The 20,985-nt window shown below is 48.1% G+C and carries 16 protein-coding genes; 12 read left to right on the top strand and 4 right to left on the bottom strand.

Going from position 1 to position 20,985, the window contains the following annotated elements; all coding sequences use genetic code 11:
• Window positions 1–103: 103 nt before the first annotated feature.
• Window positions 104–2,380 carry an excinuclease ABC subunit UvrA gene (locus NSQ24_RS07805; protein ID WP_003387932.1) on the top strand — a complete coding sequence of 759 codons (2,277 nt, stop codon included), beginning with the start codon at window positions 104–106 and terminating at the stop codon, window positions 2,378–2,380.
• Between the two features lie 176 nt (window positions 2,381–2,556).
• Here NSQ24_RS07805 and NSQ24_RS07810 read toward each other — a convergent pair whose 3' ends face one another.
• A complete protein-coding gene (locus NSQ24_RS07810) occupies window positions 2,557–2,697 on the bottom strand; it encodes a putative holin-like toxin (RefSeq protein WP_221175481.1) in 141 nt (46 codons plus the stop codon).
• A 142-nt stretch (window positions 2,698–2,839) separates the two neighbouring features.
• Window positions 2,840–3,706 (bottom strand): LysR family transcriptional regulator, encoded by an 867-nt coding sequence (locus NSQ24_RS07815; protein ID WP_003387931.1) that lies wholly within the window; start codon window positions 3,704–3,706, stop codon window positions 2,840–2,842.
• Between the two features lie 137 nt (window positions 3,707–3,843).
• On the opposite strand from NSQ24_RS07815, the gene NSQ24_RS07820 reads away from it, so the two are divergent.
• The 3 genes from NSQ24_RS07820 to NSQ24_RS07830 all read left to right on the top strand — a co-directional run bounded on the left by NSQ24_RS07820 (window position 3,844) and on the right by NSQ24_RS07830 (window position 7,551).
• On the top strand, window positions 3,844–4,419 hold the full coding sequence (locus NSQ24_RS07820; protein ID WP_122958661.1) for a LysE family transporter: 576 nt from the start codon (window positions 3,844–3,846) through the stop codon (window positions 4,417–4,419).
• 278 nt (window positions 4,420–4,697) lie between these two features.
• The gene (locus NSQ24_RS07825) at window positions 4,698–5,282 is read left to right on the top strand and encodes a TetR/AcrR family transcriptional regulator (RefSeq protein WP_003387927.1); all 585 of its coding nucleotides are present in this window, start codon (window positions 4,698–4,700) and stop codon (window positions 5,280–5,282) included.
• Between the two features lie 199 nt (window positions 5,283–5,481).
• The gene (locus NSQ24_RS07830) at window positions 5,482–7,551 is read left to right on the top strand and encodes a UvrD-helicase domain-containing protein (protein WP_339167571.1); all 2,070 of its coding nucleotides are present in this window, start codon (window positions 5,482–5,484) and stop codon (window positions 7,549–7,551) included.
• A 601-nt stretch (window positions 7,552–8,152) separates the two neighbouring features.
• Here NSQ24_RS07830 and NSQ24_RS07835 read toward each other — a convergent pair.
• Window positions 8,153–9,276, bottom strand: a protein-coding gene (locus NSQ24_RS07835) for an IS3 family transposase (protein WP_339166086.1) whose coding sequence is annotated in 2 segments (ribosomal slippage) — window positions 8,153–9,027 and window positions 9,027–9,276 — 1,125 coding nt in all. Because the reading frame shifts where the segments join, the coding sequence is not laid out codon by codon here.
• 120 nt (window positions 9,277–9,396) lie between these two features.
• Here NSQ24_RS07835 and ltrA point away from each other — a divergent pair.
• The 8 genes from ltrA to NSQ24_RS07875 all read left to right on the top strand — a co-directional run bounded on the left by ltrA (window position 9,397) and on the right by NSQ24_RS07875 (window position 17,868).
• Window positions 9,397–10,695 carry a group II intron reverse transcriptase/maturase gene (gene ltrA / locus NSQ24_RS07840; RefSeq protein WP_024985477.1) on the top strand — a complete coding sequence of 433 codons (1,299 nt, stop codon included), beginning with the start codon at window positions 9,397–9,399 and terminating at the stop codon, window positions 10,693–10,695.
• 283 nt (window positions 10,696–10,978) lie between these two features.
• Window positions 10,979–11,632, top strand: coding sequence for a TetR family transcriptional regulator (locus NSQ24_RS07845; protein ID WP_339167573.1), 654 nt, complete (start codon window positions 10,979–10,981; stop codon window positions 11,630–11,632).
• Between the two features lie 29 nt (window positions 11,633–11,661).
• Window positions 11,662–12,030, top strand: a complete 369-nt coding sequence (locus NSQ24_RS07850; protein WP_003387923.1) for a DUF4180 domain-containing protein — start codon at window positions 11,662–11,664, stop codon at window positions 12,028–12,030.
• A 36-nt stretch (window positions 12,031–12,066) separates the two neighbouring features.
• Window positions 12,067–12,738 carry an SUMF1/EgtB/PvdO family nonheme iron enzyme gene (locus tag NSQ24_RS07855; RefSeq protein WP_339167575.1) on the top strand — a complete coding sequence of 224 codons (672 nt, stop codon included), beginning with the start codon at window positions 12,067–12,069 and terminating at the stop codon, window positions 12,736–12,738.
• Window positions 12,739–14,079: 1,341 nt separating this feature from the next.
• Window positions 14,080–14,601, top strand: coding sequence for a TetR/AcrR family transcriptional regulator (locus NSQ24_RS07860; protein ID WP_003387921.1), 522 nt, complete (start codon window positions 14,080–14,082; stop codon window positions 14,599–14,601).
• Window positions 14,602–14,780: 179 nt separating this feature from the next.
• A complete protein-coding gene (locus tag NSQ24_RS07865) occupies window positions 14,781–15,749 on the top strand; it encodes an NAD-dependent epimerase/dehydratase family protein (RefSeq protein WP_003387920.1) in 969 nt (322 codons plus the stop codon).
• A 300-nt stretch (window positions 15,750–16,049) separates the two neighbouring features.
• The gene (locus NSQ24_RS07870) at window positions 16,050–16,604 is read left to right on the top strand and encodes a MarR family transcriptional regulator (protein WP_024984453.1); all 555 of its coding nucleotides are present in this window, start codon (window positions 16,050–16,052) and stop codon (window positions 16,602–16,604) included.
• A gap of 82 nt (window positions 16,605–16,686) precedes the next feature.
• Entirely contained in the window at window positions 16,687–17,868 is a 1,182-nt protein-coding gene (locus tag NSQ24_RS07875; protein WP_339167578.1) for an MFS transporter, read from the top strand.
• A 301-nt stretch (window positions 17,869–18,169) separates the two neighbouring features.
• Here NSQ24_RS07875 and NSQ24_RS07880 read toward each other — a convergent pair whose 3' ends face one another.
• On the bottom strand, window positions 18,170–20,692 hold the full coding sequence (locus NSQ24_RS07880) for an SEL1-like repeat protein (RefSeq protein WP_024984451.1): 2,523 nt from the start codon (window positions 20,690–20,692) through the stop codon (window positions 18,170–18,172).
• Window positions 20,693–20,985: the final 293 nt, after the last annotated feature.

The following is a 20,985-nucleotide window of genomic DNA, read 5'->3' on the forward strand; positions in this document are numbered from 1 at the left end:
GAACGAGTGCGTATCAACCGCCAATGCCAAACCCTGATCTTCAAGCGCTTGCGGCCGTCCTGCGAGGAGGCAAGCAGAAATTCACTTTCGGAAGGATGATAACATGAGCGAATCCAATCAGGAATATATCGTAATCTCGGCTGCAAGGGAAAACAATCTCAAGAACGTATCCTTGCGCATTCCCAAGCGGAAGATCACAATTTTCACCGGGGTATCCGGATCGGGCAAGTCATCAATCGTCTTCGATACGATTGCCGCAGAATCCACGCGTTTGCTAAATGAGAACTTCAGCATGTTCGTGCGTAATTTCCTGCCGCGCTATCCGCAGCCAGATGCGGATGCGATCGAGAACCTGAGCATGGCGGTTATTGTGGATCAGAAGCGGCTGGGCGGCGGTTCCCATTCCACAATGGGCACGATTACCGACATTTCTCCCATTCTTCGTCTTCTCTTCTCCCGAGTGGGTCAGCCCTATATTGGACAAGCGCACATGTTTTCATTTAACGATCCGCAGGGCATGTGTCCCGAGTGCAACGGAATCGGCCGCAGGCTGGGAGTAGACATGAGCAAGGCGCTGGACATGTCAAAGTCGTTGAATGAAGGGGCCATCCTGCTCCCTGACTATAAGGTGAACGGCTGGGAGTGGAATATGATCGTGCAATCGGGGGCCTTCGATCTCGATAAGAAACTGAGCGATTATTCGGAGGAGGAGCTGGAGCAGCTGCTGTACGCCAAGGCGAGGAAAGTGGAGATGGATTTCGCCGGGAAGGCAATGAATATTACAGTGGAGGGTGTCATCGAGAAGTTCACCAACAAGTACATCAAGCAGGATGTAAAGACGAAATCGGAGCGCACACAAAAAGCTGTTGCACCGTACATCACCGAAGGTACCTGCTCCAGCTGCCACGGCGCGAGACTCAGTCAGGCCGCGCTCAGTTGCAGGATCAATGGACGGAACATTGCGGAGCTGTCCTCCATGGAGGTCGGACAGCTCATCGGCGTCATACGGGAGATTGACGACGAGGTCGCCGCTCCGATCGTAAAATCGCTGACAGAGCGGTTGCAGCATTTGGTGGATATCGGACTTGACTACTTGACGCTGGACCGGGAGACGGATACATTGTCCGGCGGCGAGTCGCAGCGCGTCAAGATGGTGAAGCACCTGAGCGGCAGTCTTGTGGATGTCACTTACATCTTCGATGAGCCCAGCGTTGGCTTGCACCCCCGTGATGTACACCGGTTAAATGGGTTGCTTCAGAAGCTGCGCGACAAGGGGAATACCGTGATCGTCGTCGAGCATGATCCCGATGTGATCAAGGTGGCGGATCATATCGTCGATGTTGGACCATATGCCGGGAGCCGCGGCGGTACCATCGTGTATGAAGGAAGCTTCCAGGGGCTGCTCGAAGCAGATACGCTGACGGGCACCCATATGAAGCGGCCGCTCCTCCTGAAGCACGATTGCAGGCAGCCGTCCGGCAAGCTGTCCATAAAGAATGCCACACTGCACAACCTGCGAAATGTAAGTGTAGATATTCCAACGGGGGTGCTCACAGTCGTTACGGGTGTCGCCGGCTCGGGCAAGAGCACGCTGATTAACGAAGTATTCCTCAGCCAGCATCCGGATGCGATTGTCATCGACCAATCGGCGGTAGGAGTGTCAACACGCTCGAATCCCGCGACCTATACGGGCATTATGGATGATGTGCGCAAGGCGTTTGCTTCCGCGAACAAGGTGAGCCAAGGATTGTTCAGCTTCAACTCCAAGGGGGCTTGCGAGAACTGCCAAGGGCTGGGTGTTGTGTATACAGACCTCGCATTCCTCGACAGCGTGAAGCTGCCATGCGAAGTATGCGGAGGTAGACGATTCAAGGAAGAAGTGCTCGCGTACAAGCTGAACGGCAAGTCAATTGCAGAAGTGCTGGAGATGACTGTGGAGCAGGCATTGGATTTTTTTGAGCTAAAAGAGGTTGTTCGCAAGCTCCAGGCGATGAGTGATGTGGGGCTGAACTATATTACGCTCGGTCAGCCGCTCAGCACGCTTTCGGGAGGGGAATGCCAGCGTATCAAGCTGGCAAGCGAGCTGCATAAGAAAGGCAGCATTTATGTGATGGATGAGCCGACGACCGGACTACACATGTCAGATATCGGTCACATTCTGGGGATCATGAACCGTCTCGTGGATGCCGGCAATACGGTGATCGTCATCGAGCACAATCTCGATGTGATCAGCCAAGCGGATTGGATCATCGATATGGGACCGGACGGCGGCAGCAAGGGCGGGCAGGTGGTGTTCGAGGGCACCCCTTCGCAGATCATCCATGCAGAACAGTCGATCACGGGAAAATACTTGATGAAGGCATCTAATCCACTGCCGTAAAGCAAGTCTGTATATTTTCATGACGCGAATCTTGCCTGTAAAAACTGGAAAACGTTTAGTAAGAAGAAGAAGGAGCCGTGCTGTAACACGACTCCCTGGCACAGCAGACTGCTTCAAAGGCAGTCGGCTTCGGATCTGTGACCAAGAAATAGACCGCTTACCTTGGCGAGGGCGGTCTATTTCTTTTGGCTAATCGCAGCAATGATCGCGACAATCAGTGAGAGCAGTGCAATAAGAAGCGGACCAAAACCGATCATCCGTGTCAAAGCGTCTTTAACCCTAGCCGGTAGAAACGTTACACTGGCCGTGTAAAACATGAAAAGTTGTACGGTATATAAAAAAATAAAAGCCGATGTTCTTTAAGTAGAATATCGGCTATTGAACTTTTACGATCCACCAGCTTCAAAAATGCTATAAAAGCAGAGACCCATTGCGTTTCAGCATTTCCATTCTCCGTACCTACACAGCTTCCAACGTCAGCTCAATAAACTTTTGCACCGCAGGAGAAAGCGACTTTTTTGACTTGACGAGCAGATGCGAGTAAATGGGCTCAAATTGTTCGTTGTGTTCAAGAATATTCAATAATCCGTTTTCAACTTCATTTTTTACGGTGACATAGGGTAATACTGAAAAGCCCAAACCGCTCATCACACATTGCTTGATGGCCTCCAGGCTCCACAGTTCCATCGTTTGAAATGTCGGGATTTGATTCTGCACGAGATACGTCTCAAACATGGTGCGATAACTGCATCCATCTTCATTCGCAATAAAGTATTCGTCAGTCCCTTTATATTCATCAAAGTGCCGCTTTTTTTTTGGACTGGCGATCAAAACGATCTCTTCCTTGTGCAATTGATGGTGGATGCAATGATCGATTTCCAATTTGGGCCAAACCATAAAAGCAATATCGACGAGTCCGCTCATCAAATCTTTTTGGTTTTGCCCGCAGGTGCCATTGCTTACGATGATCGTAACATCCGGATATTTCGTTGTATATTCCCTCAGAATGGGCCCCAAACGCGAAATCGTTAATGACTCCGGGGCAGCAATTTTTAGCTCTCCGCTTACTTTGTCATGGTTTTTCATCTGGGTTATGCGATGATACGTATCGAGCAATTCATCGGCCATGGGAATCAGTTCTTTTCCCAGGGAGGTCAGTTGCAGCTCTCTTCTGATGTAAGTAAATAATTCGCCGCCGATCTCCCTTTCCAACGCTTGTATATGAGAAGTAATGGTTGATTGCGTATAGCCCAATTTTTTGGCGGCATTCGTGTAGCTGCCGACATCGACAATGGTTCGAAACGTAAGAAAATGTCGTATATCCAAAAGGGTTGGCCTCCTCTTGTGTATTCAAAAAAATGATATTTGGTATTCGTGATTTCAATTTTACCGATAAATAGGCAGGTATTACAATGAATCACGTATTCTTTTGCAACTGATTAACGAGAGGAGAGATCAAGGAAATGAATCTTACCGCATTCCTTCTCTATATCATTATTACATCCATTACCCCGGGGCCAAGCAACCTGTTAGTGATGAACACGGCAAGAAGATATGGTTTCAAAGGATCTGCTCCCTTCAACATGGGAATAGTTTCAGGGTTTATTATGCTTGGGATAGGTACCTCGCTGCTGACGGCAAGTCTTTATCAGTGGATTCCCATGGCAGAACCATACTTGAAAGCAGCGGGTGCGGCGTACCTGTTGTATCTGGCATGGCAAATGGCATTTTCCAAGGGAGCCGAGGGTACGGACACGAATAGCCGGTCTTCTTTTTTTGCAGGCCTGCTTTTTCAGATTTTGAATGTAAAAAGCATCTTGTATTTCTTAACTGCCATGTCAACTTTCATTCTTCCCTATCACGACTCAAATGAAGCCAAGCTCTTTTTTATGTGCGTCACCATACTGATTGGCTGCGCAGCATTGCTATTGTGGGCCTTATGTGGTGCGGCTTTTAAAAAGATATTTGCAAAATACGATAGGATCATAAATATGATCATGTGCTTGTTGCTCATCTATTCTGCGATAACCATTTTCTAAGAAAGAAGTGAGCTTTACCTTCTCCAGCGTTTATTACTGTGACCCGAACATGTCACGCATAAATGGGAAAATGTACAATAAAACGAGGGAAGGAGCCGTCCGGTAAGAAGACTTCCAGGCACAGTAGACCGTTTCAAAAGCGCTCGGCTTCGGAAGTTGCGATAGAAGAAATAGATTCGCCAAGGTGGAGGGAGCGGATCATATGTTGACATTGACGCACGCTGAGGACCTTGCCACGCATATTCATTCTTTTCTAAAATCGAAGGAGTGAATGATCCATGCCACGCAGCAGGGAAGAAAACGAACGAATTCGCCAACAGACCAAGAACAGTATAAGTACCGCAGCCATGGAGGTCTTCCTTGAACGGGGGTACCATGCTTCATCTGTCGAGGATATTGCCAAAAGAGCAGGCATCTCCAAGGGGCTGCTTTACAACTACTATCAGGGCAAAGAAGGCCTTTTGGCAGAAATCGTTCGAATTCGGACAGACGAGATAGCGAATGTCATCGAAACGGCGTCCGCGCTCCCTTCACCAAAAGATCAGTTGGCACATATTGTTGAAGGCGCGTTAAGCCACATTGTACAAAATCCGAAGGCGTACCGGTTTCTCCTTCATCTGCAGACGCAGCCTGAAGAGGATGCTGTGTTATCCAAATACAGCCAAATGTTAAACCAGGAAATGGCCAGGCAATTCGAAACCCAGTGTGCAATATTCGAGCGAATGGAAGTAGCGAATCCAGCACTCCGTTCCTTATACTTCTCCTCCGCGCTTCACGGTGTTATGCTGCTGATGACTGTGTACCCCGGCTATCCGGTTGAGGAAGTAAAGAAGCAGATTATCAAGGATTTCTGTCATGGTTAATCACCAAAAAAACCAAGTCCTGCTCTCAGGAACTTGGTTTTTGTCATCTTTAATATGCAAATTTATGGCATTTTTGTATGCCGTTTTTTGGACCCACGATTAAAATATAATACTACAAAGAAAAGTATAAGTCTATATTTTTTTGCGAAGTTCTCTACACTTATGAGTACATTCTTATTAAGAAAAGAGGGCGGCGTCTATGATCGAGAATCAGACGGAAATGGAAGAAAGAGAACATTTGGCCAACATCGTGTCCAAGCTGCAAAAAGCGCTGCAAACGATTGAGCAAAAGATCAGCAAGGCACATCATGAGATTATGGAATCCAAAAAATACCTTTGGGAGAACAGGTCCGAGCTTGACCCGGCGGAAACAGCAGCAAACAAGATCGACATCATGCTCACGATTGACCAGGGAGAGAAGGCTGTCGACAAAGAAAGAAGGCTTCGGAAACTAATAGAGTCCCCGTATTTCGGAAGAGTGGATTTCGTCCTTGACGGCCAGAGCAGAAGCGATTCCCACTACATCGGGGTCCATGCTTTCAGCGAAGAGGACAGCCAAAAGAACCTCATCTATGATTGGCGTTCCCCTGTCGCGAGCATGTTCTATGATTTTGAGGTAGGCAGAGCCTCTTACCCCTCTCCGGCAGGACAGGTTGAAGGGGAGGTCTGTTTGAAAAGACAATATAAGATCAAAGATGGCGTCATGCAATACATGATTGAAAGCTCGCTGAACATCAACGACGAAGTCCTGCAAAGAGAGCTCAGTCAGACATCCAACGAGAAGATGAAAAATATTGTCGCTACCATTCAAAAGGAACAAAACGTCATCATTCGCAATGAGCATTCCCATGAACTAATCATTCAAGGCGTTGCCGGATCAGGCAAAACCTCGGTCGCCCTTCACCGGGTCGCCTTTTTGCTGTACAGAAGCAAAGGGACGATCACTTCGCAGAATATATGGATTATCTCCCCGAATAAAGTGTTTTCCGACTATATTTCCAACATCCTCCCTGAGCTGGGGGAGGAGAAGATTATGGAGATCGGGATCGAAGAGATTGCGGCGAAAGAGCTTGACGGCGTATGCAAATTCGAGAGCTTCAGCCAGCAGGTGGCGGAGCTTGCAGCCTCGAACGACCAGTCTCTCATTGAACGCATCCAATATAAATCCGGCATAGAGATGGTAGAACGTCTGGATCAGTTTCTGGCCCATATGAGCGAGGCTTCCTTTGTCCCAGATGATATAGCATTCGACAACGTGCATATCGCAAAAGAAGACATCATGCGCGCTTATCGCGGTGCCGCAAACCTGCCAATCAAGCAAAGACTGGAGAAAACAGCGTCGATCATTGCGGCAAACGCAAGGGATGAAAATGGCGACAAAGCAACAGCAGCCACAGCAAGAAAAGTCAAAGCGGCAATCAAGAAAATGTTTGCATCTCTGAATTTGCTTGTAATCTACAAGGATTTCTATGAATACATGGGAAGACCGGAATTGTTCAAGCTGAAAAAGCCAAAGATGCTGGAGTTTTCCGATGTTTTTCCTCTGGTCTATATAAAAATCCACCTGGAAGGAACAAAGGGCTTTGAGGAAGTGAAGCATTTGCTGGTGGATGAAATGCAGGATTATACACCCGTACAATACGCCGTTTTGTCCCGTTTGTTCACATGCAAAAAGACCATTCTGGGGGACTGCAATCAATCCGTGAATCCTTACTCCTCCTCTTCGATAACAGAGATCAAAAAGGTGTTTCCAAATGCGGAAACCGTTGAGTTGTTAAAGAGCTACCGCTCGACCATGGAAATTATCAGGTTTGCCCAGCAAATCAACCCGAACAGCCGAATGATTCCGATCGAACGCCATGGCCCTTCCCCTGAGATCAAAAAGGCGAGTGACAGCAGCGCCGAGCTTGCACAGATCAAGAAAATCATCGCAAGCTTCCAGAAATCGGAGCAGCGCACTTTGGGCATCGTCTGCAAGTCGCAAAGCCAGGCGGAAAAGCTGTATCAAGAGATCGCGAGTAGTGGGGAAGCCGTCCATCTACTGGATTTTGGCAGCGATCAATTCCGTGAGGGGGTCATTGTCACGTCGTCACATTTGGCCAAAGGCCTTGAGTTTGATCAAGTGCTCGTGCCCTTTGTCGATGCGGAAAACTACAAGACAGACATGGACCGAAGCTTGCTGTATATCGCCTGCACAAGAGCCATGCATATGCTTACGCTTACTTATTCAGGAGAGGCTTCGCCATTTTTATTGCAGTTGGTGCAGTGAGGCGGTGAAGAAGTTAAGCAGGTAAGCGATGGAACGGTGAAATGGTGAAGCTAGCCGCTTTAAGACGCAACCACGCCCAGATGAGCGTGGTTTTTTGTGTGAAGCGTGCCCAGCAAGCCGTTAATTGCTAGTTGGTGAAAGTCCAACCGAGGCAGGAGCCAAGTCACCTCGTAGCTGACAGGCAACTGGTGGAGAAATCCTAAGGTTGAAGCCCTGTGACAAAGTAACTCGAAAGAGTGCGAGCAAATCAGCAGGCCGTAACATAAAGTGAATCCTGCAGCCTCGTTAAGAAAGACCACCGAGAGGTGGACAAAGGGAAGCCGAGCTTGTTTCATATGGGCGAAGGCCAAGGACGGTGTGGAGAACTTGGAATACAGCACCTATGAATCCCTCGGGGTATGGGGAGCGGTATGTTGAGAAAGTAGTTAACGGAACTGGGGAGACCCTACTCTGCACGCCCCGTCAGGAGCGTAAAACGGAAACCTATAACCGTAAGGGAAGTGGTGGATGGCAGAGAGGGAGTCGGAGGGGTTCATAGTACCGATGAACATAAGGACAACACAACCTTATGGAGGGAAGGAGCTGGATTGTCAACACCTGACTAGACAGATTTCTTAAGTGCCTTCTCTTTGTACGCTAATGGGCTTAGATATCCTAGTGTGGAATGAATCCTAGCTTCGTTAAACCATTTGACGTATGTTCCTAGCTCTTGCTTTAACTGAGATAGCGATTCAAATTTGCGATTTCTCACGAACTCGGCTTTGATCAGCTTAAAGGTTGCCTCCGCAACTGCATTGTCATAGGGACAGCCTTTCATACTCAATGAACGCTTGATCTTGAACGTGTTGATCACTTCATCAATCGTGAGATTTCTAAACTCACTGCCACGATCTGTGTGAAAAAGCTGGATTTGGCGTAGATCTCCTTTTACGCTTGCCAATGCTTGATAGACTAGTGCGGCATCTTTAAATTTTCCGCAGCTGTAACCGATGATCTCCCGATTAAATAAGTCCACGAGCAAACAAATATAGTGCCATTTATTGGCGACCCGAACGTATGTCAAGTCACTCACAACGGCTTCCAGTGGTGCTTCTTTCGCAAACTCGCGATTCAGTTCGTTCTGGATCGGCGATTCGTTACATGACGACATATGCGGTTTATACTGCGCCACTGTATAGACCGAGACCAAGCCGTTTTTCTTCATCAGACGTCCAATGCGCCGTCTGGAAACCGTCATTCCCTCTTCTTGAAGCTTTGCTTTGATTTTCCTTGCTCCATACACGCGCTGATTCTCTTCAAAAATACGGATAATTGCTTGTTCCACTTCATCATTGACAGATGATTGCTCATTGCTCTCGTAGTAGTAGGTACTCCTATTGACCTGAAGGATCTTGCACATGGCCGATATGGGATACTTATGAGCGTTTTGCTGGATTACCGTTATTTTCGTCCGAAGATCAGCGCTGCTTGCTTTAAAATATCGTTTTCCATCTTCAACCGTTGGATTTCCTTACGCAGCGCTATGAGTTCCTTTTCTTCCTCGGTTCGGTTGTCTTTTTCTTTGAAAGAACCTGTTGTTCTACTCTGTTTGACCCAACGGTCAAACGCAGATGCACTCAGATCATATTCTCTCAAAATATCTGCACGCGGTTTCCCATTCTCGTAAAGTTGAACCATCTGCTGCTTGAACTCGTCTGTAAATGACCGACGCTCACGTTTCTGCATGACATTCTCTCCGTTCCTTGTCGATTTGATTTCAATCTACTAGACCTTAAGAGAATTGTCCAATTCAGTGTAGCCGATCCAAGCCCTGCTTTGTTCACGGGTCGAAGGAGGTAAGAGTGAGTGAATGCAAGTAAACTTGCTAACTACACCGATGTAAAAGCTCGACAACTTTGGACAACCCTATATCTTTGTGCCAAGGCAAACTCAAAACGGCGATTTCATGCCTTGTATGACAAAATCTACCGCCCGGATATTCTAGCGACAGCTTGGAGGAGAGTAAAAGCAAATAAAGGGAGCGGAGGAATCGACGGACAATCCATCGCACAGATTGTGGAGGAGTATGGGGAGAGCCGTTTTCTTAACGAGATCTATCTAGATTTAAAAGAAAAGCGGTATCGTCCACATCCGGTTCGTCGAACTTACATCCCTAAACCGGATGGCAAGAAACGTCCACTCGGCATCCCGACGATCAAGGATCGGGTGGTCCAAATGGCTACTAAGCTAGTCATTGAACCGATCTTTGAAGCTGATTTTCGGGACTGTTCTTATGGCTTTCGGCCAGGAAGAAATGCTCACCAGGCAATTGCACAGATACGCAAAGCAAGCAAGAGGTGTTATTGGGTCGTAGATGTTGACATTAAAGGGTATTTCGACAACATCAACCATGAGAAGTTGATGAAACTGGTCGAAATGAGAATCAGCGACAGACGTGTTCTGAAACTTATCCGACAATGGCTGCAGGCTGGGGTCATGGAAAATGATCAATTCCATGAAACAGAACTGGGAACTCCGCAAGGAGGGGTAATCTCGCCTCTTCTTTCAAACATCTATCTAAACTACATGGACACCATTTGGGAAAATCAATTCTCCCATCTTGGCACACTTATCCGCTATGCGGATGACTTCGTTATCATGTGCAGAACCAAACAAGAAGCATTGGAAAGCATTCAAGTGCTGATGGCTATTCTAAACAAGCTGGAGCTTAGTCTCAGTAAAGAGAAATCTAGACTCGTTAATATTTGGGACAATTCCACTGGGTTTGACTTTCTTGGGCTGCACCATCGCAAATTCCCCGTGTTCAACAAAGGGGGGAGCAAGGTATTTGCTATGTCTCATGTACCAGCTAAGAAAGCAATGAAGGAAATGAGACGTAAAATTAAGGAATACACTGCACCAAGGAACAAACTGTTTCTGTCTCTAGAAGAGCTAGTGAAAGGGCTAAATCGCAAGCTAAGGGGGTTCAAGAACTACTACTTCATCTCGCCCATCGCCAAACGATGGGCAAGACGGATAGACTGGTATGTGATTGAACGCCTTACAATCTTCTGCAACAAGAAAAGAAGCAAGCGGAATAAACATGCCGGAAAGCTGAAGGTCATACAAAACACGCAGGGTAGTTTATTGAAATTAGCCGGATAAAGTAAGCCGAATGCCAAAGAAAGAAGAACATCGGAAAGCCGTATGAGGGAAAACCTCACGTACGGTTTGATGAGGGGGAGCTGAAATGAGCAAGGCGACCATACGGTCGCCCGAAAGTTTCAGTTCTCTACTCTACAACGCGCTCAAGCAGGCAAGGCAGAGTACGTCCCATGCATATCTTCTCATCATATGAACGTCCCCATTTGACAATAATCCCCATCATCGAGTACACTCTTTTTATTCTGACCGTTCGGTATAAAAAAGAGTAAGGTGAAGTGAAACAATGCCCAAAGTAGGAATGGAACCAAAGCGTCGAGCAGAGGTCATCAACGCCACGCTCACCTGCATTAGCAAGCACGGGATTGATGGCATGACTTTGGAAAAGGTCGCGGAGTATGCCGGCTGCTCAAAAGGGGTGGTCACCTATTATTTCAAGAACAAGGATACGCTGACGATTGAAGCCTTTAAAGCATTTCTGGCGTATTTTGGTCTGAAAATTGAAGCAGAAATGGAAAGCACGATGACAGCCAAGGAAATGATTGACGTTACTCTGAAGCATATCCTCCCGACTTACCGTGATGACGAAGGGAAAAGCATGAATGTTTCTCAGTTGGATGGCATTGAAAAAATGTATATCCCATATGAAGACAAAGCAAAGCTCTTTATGCAGTTTTTTTCAAAAGCCGCGCTGGATCGCAATTTGCAGGAAGTCGTATCCGAGAGCTATTCAAATGATCTTCATGGCATTGCCAAGATTTTTGATTACGGCAACAGAACGGGACATATGTCTGTAGAAGATCCCAAAAGCGCAGCGTATGGACTGCTGGCGATGGTAGTAGGTCTCAGCTTCTTTCGAGTGGCGGGCATTCCGACCGTAAATGGCGAAGACAACCGATACATTTGTGAGGAATACGTGAGAAGGCTTGCCAAGGAATAAGCAGTCAAAGCAAAACGAGGAGGAGATATATGAAAATAGCGAAAATCGAAGCAGGCGGGGCGGATGTTGCCATTGTGAGCAGCAGCGAGATCGTTATAGAGGATGTGCAGTCGGCATTGGATCTTATTGCAACTGTTCATTACGAGACAGGCTGCGATCGCATCATTCTAAACAAGTCTCTGGTAAGCGAAAGCTTTTTCGATTTGAAAACACGCCTGGCGGGCGAAATCCTGCAGAAGTTCATCAATTACCGCGTGAAGCTTGCCATCGTCGGAGATTTCTCTGTGTATTCAAGCAAGAGCTTAAAGGATTTCATCTATGAATCCAACAACGGAAAGGATATCTTTTTCCTGCCGACAGAAGAACAAGCGATTGAGAAGTTAAGCAGGCTGAAGTAGAAGACAGAGCGGGCGGAAGGGGGGTGTCAGTCAATCATGCGACATAGTCATACTGAGTATCCGATGGTGAAAATTCCTCGGGGTCATATTCAATTAAGAGATGATCGCAAGAAAACGACATGGACGGTAAAAGTGAATTCGTTTTTGCTCGCAGCGGTTCCCGTGACGCATGAGCTATATTTCTCGATTATGCAAGAGACAGCCGGAGCTAATGACTCGCCTCAGACTCCCGTTGTAGAGGTCTCCTGGAATGATGCGGTATTATTTTGCAATTTGCTTTCTCAGCTATCGGGCCTGCAGGAATGTTACTCGATAAGTGATGATGGTGGGAGTGTCGTCTGCAACTGGGAGGCGGATGGTTATCGTCTTCCCACAGAAGCGGAATGGCAGTACGCATGCAAGGCAGGAGCTGCCGGGTATCGGTATGGAGAGCTTGATAAGATCGCATGGTATCGTGGAAATTCTGGCGGCATGGCTCGCGAGGTAGGAAGTAAGGCGCCAAATGCGTGGGGGCTCTATGATATGATCGGAAACGTGTGGGAATGGTGCTGGGATCTCTATGATGAGAATGTATACGGTTCCTACAGAATTTTCCGCGGTGGCAGTTGGGCAGAAGAGGCTAGAGGCTGCGGAGCGACATGCCGACGCCGCAGTCACCCTACGTTTCGCATTGATGACCTCGGTTTTCGTCTTGCCAGCTCCGTGTGAGGCGGCAAATGAAGTAACCCCTGCCTCTTACTAAGGGGGAGGGGTTGGTGGGCATGAAGCTGCATCAATAAATCTGGGATCGATTCCGTAAAACACCCAAGCAAATCCATTCCATCTATAACCGGAAAATTCGCCGTACTCTACTCGCGTTGGATAAAACCAAAACCTATCCCCATTGATAAGCCACACAAAAGTGAACGCATATAAACAATCAACAATATAGGAAACAGCAGGTTTTGGAGGGATCGTTCCAGGCGGCGGTGAAGAAGAAGGTCCTTGGACTGGATAAGCCATTTTTCTTACACTCCTTCCCAGTTCTCAGCAGCAGTATATTCCGGGAATGAAAAATAGACTCATGACAGGGTGAATAAAAGGACCTACATAATGGGTTTGGTTATTGGTCAAGCATGTAACAAACGGTAATTATAGAAAGTACGATGGGAGCTTCCCGAAAAAGCGATAAAAAACCCTCGGAATAACCCGAGGGCCGTTGATGGAGGGAAGTTATCTACAAATGATAAGCCACTTGCTGGATACTGTGCCGCCTTTACCGTCGTGAGCTGTAACGGTAATCGTTATCGTGCTTCCTACTGTTTGTTTTGGAAATCTCGCAGATAAATTGGTTGGATAAGCAGTAACAGAGACTGATGGATCATCCGATTCGGCTGTAAATGTAAGTTCATCTCCGTCGGGGTCCAAAAAAGCAGAGTAAGTTGGACCTAAAGTCCCCTCGGCGTATTGATTTATATAAGTTACTTCCAGGACTCCATTATGATCTTGAACGACAGGAGGTCGATTGCTATTCTCGACTTATCCCCTTCTCTTTGTGAGGGTTTCGTTCGAGCATACACCGTGCGGGCGACTTTCATCGCACACGGCGTTCCATCAACGGATAAGACAGATACTTTACAACGGGCAATTTAATCGTACAACGCATATTGCTTGATTTACAGTTTTTGTTGTCGACAAAAAACGTCGGCTTGTAACAACTCACGATTAAATGGAGAGGTTCTGAATACTCATGAACTGGCCAAAGACCGCGAGTTCGTCATTGGCGCAGGGAAGGAGGCGTGCGATGACACGAATCCTTGCTCAGTAGACCCCCTTTGAAGGCGGTCTGCTTTGGAATACGGTGAAAAACAGACCGTAACCCTTTGCAAGGACGGTCATTCCATTTGATTAAACCGCTGTGACCGTGGCAACAACCAGCGCCAGCAGCGCTACTATAGGCGCAAATTGATGAAGAATCGGTCATTGCTGAATTGTTTCATAGCGAATCCTGGTATATAATAGGGAACTAATTGATGAATCACTAACCAGTAAAAAGTGAGGAGAAATCCGATGTCGAAATCAGAGACGACTTCAGTGAATCGCAGGACGGAGATCATATCTGCAGCCATCGAGGTATTTGCAGAGATTGGATACTACAGGGCAACGACAGCACAAGTCGCGAAACGAGCCGAAATATCGCAGCCGTACATTTTTCGCTTTTTCTCGACCAAAGAAGCGTTGCTGCTTGCAGCATTGGAGGTATCCTGGATGCGGGTGATCGATTCCTTCCGCAAGGTCGTGGGGTCTGCGTCGCCGGAGCATCTGGAGACAGACCTGATCCAGGCTTATGATGAAATTTTGAATGCGTACCGGAATGAAATACTGCTTCAGATGCAGGCGCAGACGATTCAAGAAGACTCGATCCGCGAAGCGATGCGAAATGGATTCGGGGAGGTTCGCCGCATCGTATTGGAAGCCTTCCGTGCTGCCGGCATTCCAAATCCGGAAGAACGAACAATGCTGTTCCTGGCACGAGGGATGCTGTGCAACATCTCGACAGCGCTGAACATGCCCGAATTGAAGGAATTTTGAAGGGGGGGAAAGATTTTGCGAAAGTTGTGATTGACTGATCAATTACAACGTGATACATTGTCTTTAAGTTAGTGATTGATCAATTACAAATAACGAAATCGAATAGCTTGCTGATGATCAATTTAGCTAGTCCGATAGTTAGTGATTAATCGATAACAAAAACAAATGAGGTGATCCCATTGGAAAAAGCGATTGTTGTAGGAGCAACTGGCGGTACAGGCGCTGCGATAACGGAAGAGCTAGTGAAACGGGGCATTCGTACGGTGGCTTTCGGAAGATCTTTGCAGAAGCTGGAGCGGCTGAGGGACAGACTCGGCAATCCGGAGAATCTCACGCTTGCGGCAGGGGATGCTTTTCGTCCGTATGACATCGTCAGGGCTGCGGAAGGTGCGGATGTCCTGTTTCATTGTGCGAATGTGCCGTATCACGAGATGGAGAGCAAGCTGCTTCCTCTCGGCGAATCGGTGATGGAGGCAGCGGGCCAGCTAAGCTTGAAGGTAGTCGCCATCGATGGCATTTATCCCTATGGCAGAAGACAGATGGAGCGGGTGACCGAGGATCATCCGAAGCAGCCTCATACGAGAAAAGGGAAGACAAGGCTTGCGTATGAGCAAATGCTGTTCGACAGCCGGTGGAAGCGGGCCAGGGTAATGATCGTCCGTTTGCCGGATTATTATGGTCCCACCGCGAACGAGGCTTCCTATCTGGGCTCTACGCTCGAAGCAATTGCGGCTGGCAGGATGGCTTTTTTCATCGGAAACATGCGTGTTCCCCGGGAGTACGTTTACTTGCCGGACGCGGCATTCATGATCGCGGAGCTGGCCGCCAAGGAAGAAGCCTATGGGGAGAATTGGAATATACCGGGGGCAGGCCTGATTTCGGGAAAGGAGATCGTGCGAATCGCCAGGCAGGCAAGCGGAAGCTCCAAACCGGTTATACCTCTCGGCAGAGGAGGGCTGGCATTGCTTGGGATGTTCGTACCGGTGATGAAGGAGGTAATCGAGATGCTCTATTTAACAGAAGAGCCGCTAGTCTTGAGTGGAGAAAAATACGAGAGCTTGATCGGTCCGATTCGGGCGACAGCTTTTGAAGAGGGTATCGGGAGAACGGTTCGTTTGCTGCAGGGAAGAAATGGGTCTCTGCAATAGTTATTGATTAATCACTAATGATCAGGTAGAACGAACCGTTAAGGGAAGGCTCTGCACTGACCTGGTAGAGAGCGGTGTATCGATCCCGCTATATCCTGCCATTTCTATCTTAAACGCAGCCGGATGTATGCTGCGTTTATTTATTTATCAATCTTTTTGGAGCTAAAGAAAAGCGGGGGTTCTTCCCATGGGCAAAGGTGGCTTTGGAAGACTAGAAAAGATAAAACAAAGGCTTGCAAATCTGTGTACAACAAGTTATATTACCATATAGTTAGATAATCTAATTATAGAGGTGGAGTCATGGTCAGGAAAAACAGTCATGACCATTTAGCGGATCAGTCCTTGCCAAAGTTAGGCGTTACGCCATATTTGGAGCTGATGGACAAAACTGCTTCCAGCAGCACGGACCGGCATTCGGCACATCTGGGGCTGCTGTTGATGTGGCTCGGGGACAACGTTTTAGATGTGATGGACCTGGAATTGGCGCCCTTTAACATTACCGAGAGCAAATTCGATTTGCTGTTGCTGCTGACGCTTCACGATGGAAGGGAACTGATCACTCCCTCCGCAATCGCGGAGCGGCTTGGAATCCGTCGCGCCTCTGTGACAGCTTTATTGGATTGGCTGGAAAAGCGCAATTGGATAGCACGGGAGCAAAGCTCTTTGGATCGGCGTATGATTCATGTCAGCATTACACCCGAGGGACGGGAGTTGGTCGAAGGTGTTCTTCCCACCTTTTGGTCGGCATGCTCTTCGCTCGTCAGCGAGCTGGAGCCGGAGGAGCGCAGAGTATTGGAAAAGCTGCTGCTTAGGTTGAATGCTGCTATAGAAAGAAGGCTGGGAGTGGGAAGATAAATTTTTTTCTGCTAATGATTAGATTATCTAACTATATTCATGCATCAGTTTCAAAATCGAAAAAACGAAAAAGAGGTGCACCATGCGCAATTATTCCTTGATGACGGCCGTATTATGCTGGTCCGGGATGGTTGTTATGTCAAGTCTCTATGTGACGATTCCGCTTGTTTCCCTATTTGCAGAACAGTTTGGCGCTACCCTTACACAAGCCGCCGCAACAGGAAGCGTTTTTTCAATCGGTTTTGCGATTGGCTGCCTGATTTACGGTGCGCTGTCCGATAAATACGGACGAAAGCCAATCATCTTTGTCGGGCTTGTTGTATTGTCGCTGATTTCTTTGCTGCTCGGGACAGTGGATCGTTTTTCATGGGTGCTTGTCCTTCGAGGGCTGCAAGGGGCCGCTGCGGCCACATTTTCCCCGGTTGCTTTGGCCTACGCTGTAGAGATGTTTCCGGCAGACAAAAGGGTGACGACAATCGGGTTTATCAGCACAGGATTTCTGGTTGCCGGAATCGTCGGACAGGTGGCCAGCGGTTTGATCAGTCAGGCATACGGGTGGAACGCCGTATTTTATACCCTGGCAGCAGTTTACGCCGCTACCGCGATACTCGTTCAGTGGCTTCTGCCGAAGGGAGAAATTCAGCATCCTCATGCCAATATTTTGGAGCCGTTTCAGCATATCGGAAGACTGTTCAGGCAAAAAAATCTTGTATTGTGCTACCTTGTGGCTCTGGTATTGTTGATGTCTTTTGTGAGCATGTATACCGTGCTGGGAAATTACCTGAGCGGGCCTGATTTTGGGCTTGCCAGTCAGGAAATCCTGTACGTCCGGGCGATCGGTGTTTTCGGCATGCTGATTTCCCCGCTCGCTGGAAAACTGGCGAAAAGATTCGGAGTCCGCACCGTATTGCGCTTCGCTCTGTTGCTGGCTGTTGCGGGGATAGCTCCCTTGGGAATGACAGACAATTTGCCGCTATTGATCGGGATGTCGCTCATTTTTGTCAGCGGAATCTCGTTGGCTGTTCCTTCGCTGATTTCTCTCGTTGGTCTGCTGGCAGGCAAATCGCGCGGCATTGCGGTCTCCGTTTATACCTTTGTCCTGTTTGCGGGAACAAGCCTGGGGCGGATTTTATCCATTTCATTTATGAAAACGGGCAGCTTCGCGGAGACATTTATCCTGCTTGCACTCGTTCCCGGCATTGGATTGGCGGCTGCCAGCCTGGTCCGCGAAGACATTCCGAAAGAAATGGATGCCGGGAAGTAATCACGTTCATGGACACATCCGGGCTTCAACCAATACTCCATCAAAATAATCTCAAGCGCTTGGAATTCCGAGCGTTTTTTGTTCTTTCCCGGGGCTGCTGCGGCATGGCATGAAAAATCCCATATGTCTTCATATAGTGAACACGAAGAGACATGGGATTTGTATGTGGTAGTTCCCTTACTTTTTCCGAGAACGGCCACTGCGACAGATTCGTCGGCGGTTTTTAAGAAAATAAACACCGCCGCCATGCAGCGCCGCAACGTAGAGCCGGAAGAGGCGCGTGCATGGGATGTTGGCCGGGTTAAGAATGGAGATCGTCAGGGATTTCCAGGCCGGCCTTTTCGGCCTCCGCGATATGGTGTCTTGCCAGCGATTCATCCGTAAAGTCATCTTCGTTGCGGTATATTCTAGCCAATTCAATATGGGCATGTAGATATTCTCTATCCAGAGCGGCATGAAAATAGGTGATGGCCGCAGCAACATCCTTGCTTGTGCCCAGTCCCTGACTGAAACAAATCCCCAGGTTATAGGCTCCCACGTCGCTGCCCTCTGCATAATCCTTCTGGTAATAACCGAAGGCCTTTTCATACTCCCCTTTCAGGTCGTGCAAGTAGCCAAGCCAGCCGTTTTGCGGCGAGCCCAATTGCTCCGCCTGCTGGTAATGCCAGAGCGCCTTGTCGATATCTTGCGGCACCAGATGTCCTTCATAATACAAGGAGCCCATGTTGGTGTGGGCAAGCGCAAGGCCGTTGTCCGCAGCTTTGCCGAGCCAATACAACGCTTTTTCCATATCGGGTGCTGTCCCTACTCCGTTTTGATAGCAAATGCCCAGACCGTTCATGGCATACGCATTGCCTGCCTCAGCGCCCTTTTCGTACCAGAAAAAGGCCTTGTCGTCATCGAGATAGCCCTCTACGCTGTAATACATGTGAGCAAGATTGTTCATGGAGGGGGCATAGCCCTTTTCAGCGGCTATGGTATCGTACTGGATGGCTTTCTCATAATCGCCCGCGTCACAGGCAGCCAGGGCAAGATCATACAAATCCTCCGCCGATGTGTGTTCATCTGCTTCGCCATCATCGGCGATGGCCGCTTCTGCATAGGTTAGCAGGCGATTGCGCACGTTGGCATCAAAATAATAGTTGTAATCGATATCCTCGGCATCCTGCAGAACCAGAGTTTTATCAGCCATCGACACCCCGGACTCGTCTGCCACAAACACGTCAGGTCCTTTAAAAGCATAAGCGAAACCGCTAACAGGCGCTTTTCGTACCACAAGATCGAATTCGAATCCGCCGAGCCGGTTTTCAGGCGAATAGGCGATGCACCACAACCCGTTTCGCTTCAGGGCAAAAGCGTTTTCGTACAGCCAAAGAATGCTTTGGTAATCTTCCAATGGAAATAACCATGTCGGGCGATCGGGATCACCGTCAAACACGCCTTTTTGCCCGTCCTTTTGGGCCAGTACCAAATTGCTCGGCCGAGAATCGATATAGGCGTTCATATCAATCAGCGCATCAAATTCATAGGGGAGCAACAGGCTTTCCTGCCGCAAACCGAGAGCGCCATACTTTTTCCCTTTTCGCAGTACAAGCATATTGGGAAAGCTGGCTTGCCTGTTTATCTTCTCGAAGCCGGATGCGCAAATGGTGCCGTCCTTTTTGTATAAGGTGCTGTGGTTGGCATTCTTGTGCGGTTTTACGAGGAGAAGCCCCTCGCCGATGGATTCCACTGCTGACAACGGAAATTCACCGATATAGACAAAATGATCATTGAATATTTTCTTGTTTTTACGGCCTTTTACTGCTGTATGGTAAAATCCGTGCCCGTTCTCGAAAGCTTCGTCACATTCAAAATCGATGACGGTGGAGCCGCTCTGGTCCACGACTCCCCATTTCCCGTCTTTCTTTGCCGTGAAAAGTCCGCTGTAGTCCAGGGATTCCAATGCTTCATATTGTGCGGGGACGACTGTGTTGCCGTTGGGGTCGATCAGGCCGAATTGACCATTTCGTTTGACAATAGCCGATGTGGTGCCGTATTCAAAATCGTATGCGTCCTCCCAGACCAAGGGGATGGCGATCCTGCCTGATTTATGCACGTAGCCGAATTTGCCGCCCTGCGAGACCACGGCAAGATCCTCGGGACCAAAACCGTAAAACTCGTCAAATTGCGGATGAAGCAATACCTTTCCATCCTTGTCTTTCAGGCCCCATAAGCCATTTTCCTCATAAATCTCTACTTCCGGCTCTTCTTCATAGGGCTGCCAGATGTGTCCCCAGCCGTATTGGTAATTTTCATAGTTGAGCAGCTCGGCAAACGACGCAAAGCCGGGGCTCACGTCCATCAAGTCGGAATCGTTCAGCAGCGAGATGTCGTCGTTTTCCATTGCCTTTTTGATGATCTCATTGTTATGGGCAATATTGGCCAGCCAGACTTCGGCCTGTTCGGCATGCGGGGTGTCGTCCATATTGAATACGTCCCAGGCATCCAGGTGGAAATACGGGAGTTTCAGTTTGTCGAGGTAAGTGAAGAGATTGTTTTTGGCTTCAACAAAGGCTTCTTTGTTTGTGATCAGCATTTCCTGTTTTTCGAGAAAATCGTAAAAGCGCTTCAAGTTTTCGATACCCGGTTGGGCAGCATAATACAGGCCGGCATTATCGGGCTCTGTGTGATTGTTGTAATTGTTGCCGGCAACAAATCCGCCGTCGACCAGGAGCGGCTGCAATAAAAGAGGCATTTCATAGCCCCATTCCAGCATCATCCTGTCGGTGTCCTGCGCTTCGGAAGGGGTGCTGACATTGTATACATATACCCTGTGTGACATCCTTTGGTTTCTCCTTGTTTTTTCAAAATTCACGATAAACGCTAGATTATGCTAAATTTCCCTTTAGTATAGCACCAATAGATTATTAGCTCATATTTCAAAAGACCCATTCGCTCACAATACGATTGAGTCAATGCGAATACTTATATGAATATACAGAAAAATCAGATAAGGTGTTAACCGGATTACACTCAAGCGGCTGCACCTCTGATAGAATGATTCCATTAGGCTGGCAAGCTGGTGCTGCCGAGCGAATGCTTCAAAAGCGCTGGACAAAAGATCGGGAGGCGACT

This window comes from Brevibacillus sp. FSL L8-0520, assembly GCF_037963895.1.
Classification (GTDB): domain Bacteria; phylum Bacillota; class Bacilli; order Brevibacillales; family Brevibacillaceae; genus Brevibacillus; species Brevibacillus borstelensis.

Coding starts and splice junctions, on each gene's coding strand:
- NSQ24_RS07805 (WP_003387932.1), top strand. CDS start 104: ATGAGCGAATCCAATCAGGAATATATCGTAATCTCGGCTGCAAGGGAA.
- NSQ24_RS07810 (WP_221175481.1), bottom strand. CDS start 2,697: ATGTTTTACACGGCCAGTGTAACGTTTCTACCGGCTAGGGTTAAAGAC.
- NSQ24_RS07820 (WP_122958661.1), top strand. CDS start 3,844: ATGAATCTTACCGCATTCCTTCTCTATATCATTATTACATCCATTACC.
- NSQ24_RS07825 (WP_003387927.1), top strand. CDS start 4,698: ATGCCACGCAGCAGGGAAGAAAACGAACGAATTCGCCAACAGACCAAG.
- NSQ24_RS07830 (WP_339167571.1), top strand. CDS start 5,482: ATGATCGAGAATCAGACGGAAATGGAAGAAAGAGAACATTTGGCCAAC.
- NSQ24_RS07845 (WP_339167573.1), top strand. CDS start 10,979: ATGCCCAAAGTAGGAATGGAACCAAAGCGTCGAGCAGAGGTCATCAAC.
- NSQ24_RS07850 (WP_003387923.1), top strand. CDS start 11,662: ATGAAAATAGCGAAAATCGAAGCAGGCGGGGCGGATGTTGCCATTGTG.
- NSQ24_RS07855 (WP_339167575.1), top strand. CDS start 12,067: ATGCGACATAGTCATACTGAGTATCCGATGGTGAAAATTCCTCGGGGT.
- NSQ24_RS07860 (WP_003387921.1), top strand. CDS start 14,080: ATGTCGAAATCAGAGACGACTTCAGTGAATCGCAGGACGGAGATCATA.
- NSQ24_RS07870 (WP_024984453.1), top strand. CDS start 16,050: ATGGTCAGGAAAAACAGTCATGACCATTTAGCGGATCAGTCCTTGCCA.
- NSQ24_RS07875 (WP_339167578.1), top strand. CDS start 16,687: ATGCGCAATTATTCCTTGATGACGGCCGTATTATGCTGGTCCGGGATG.
- NSQ24_RS07880 (WP_024984451.1), bottom strand. CDS start 20,692: ATGTCACACAGGGTATATGTATACAATGTCAGCACCCCTTCCGAAGCG.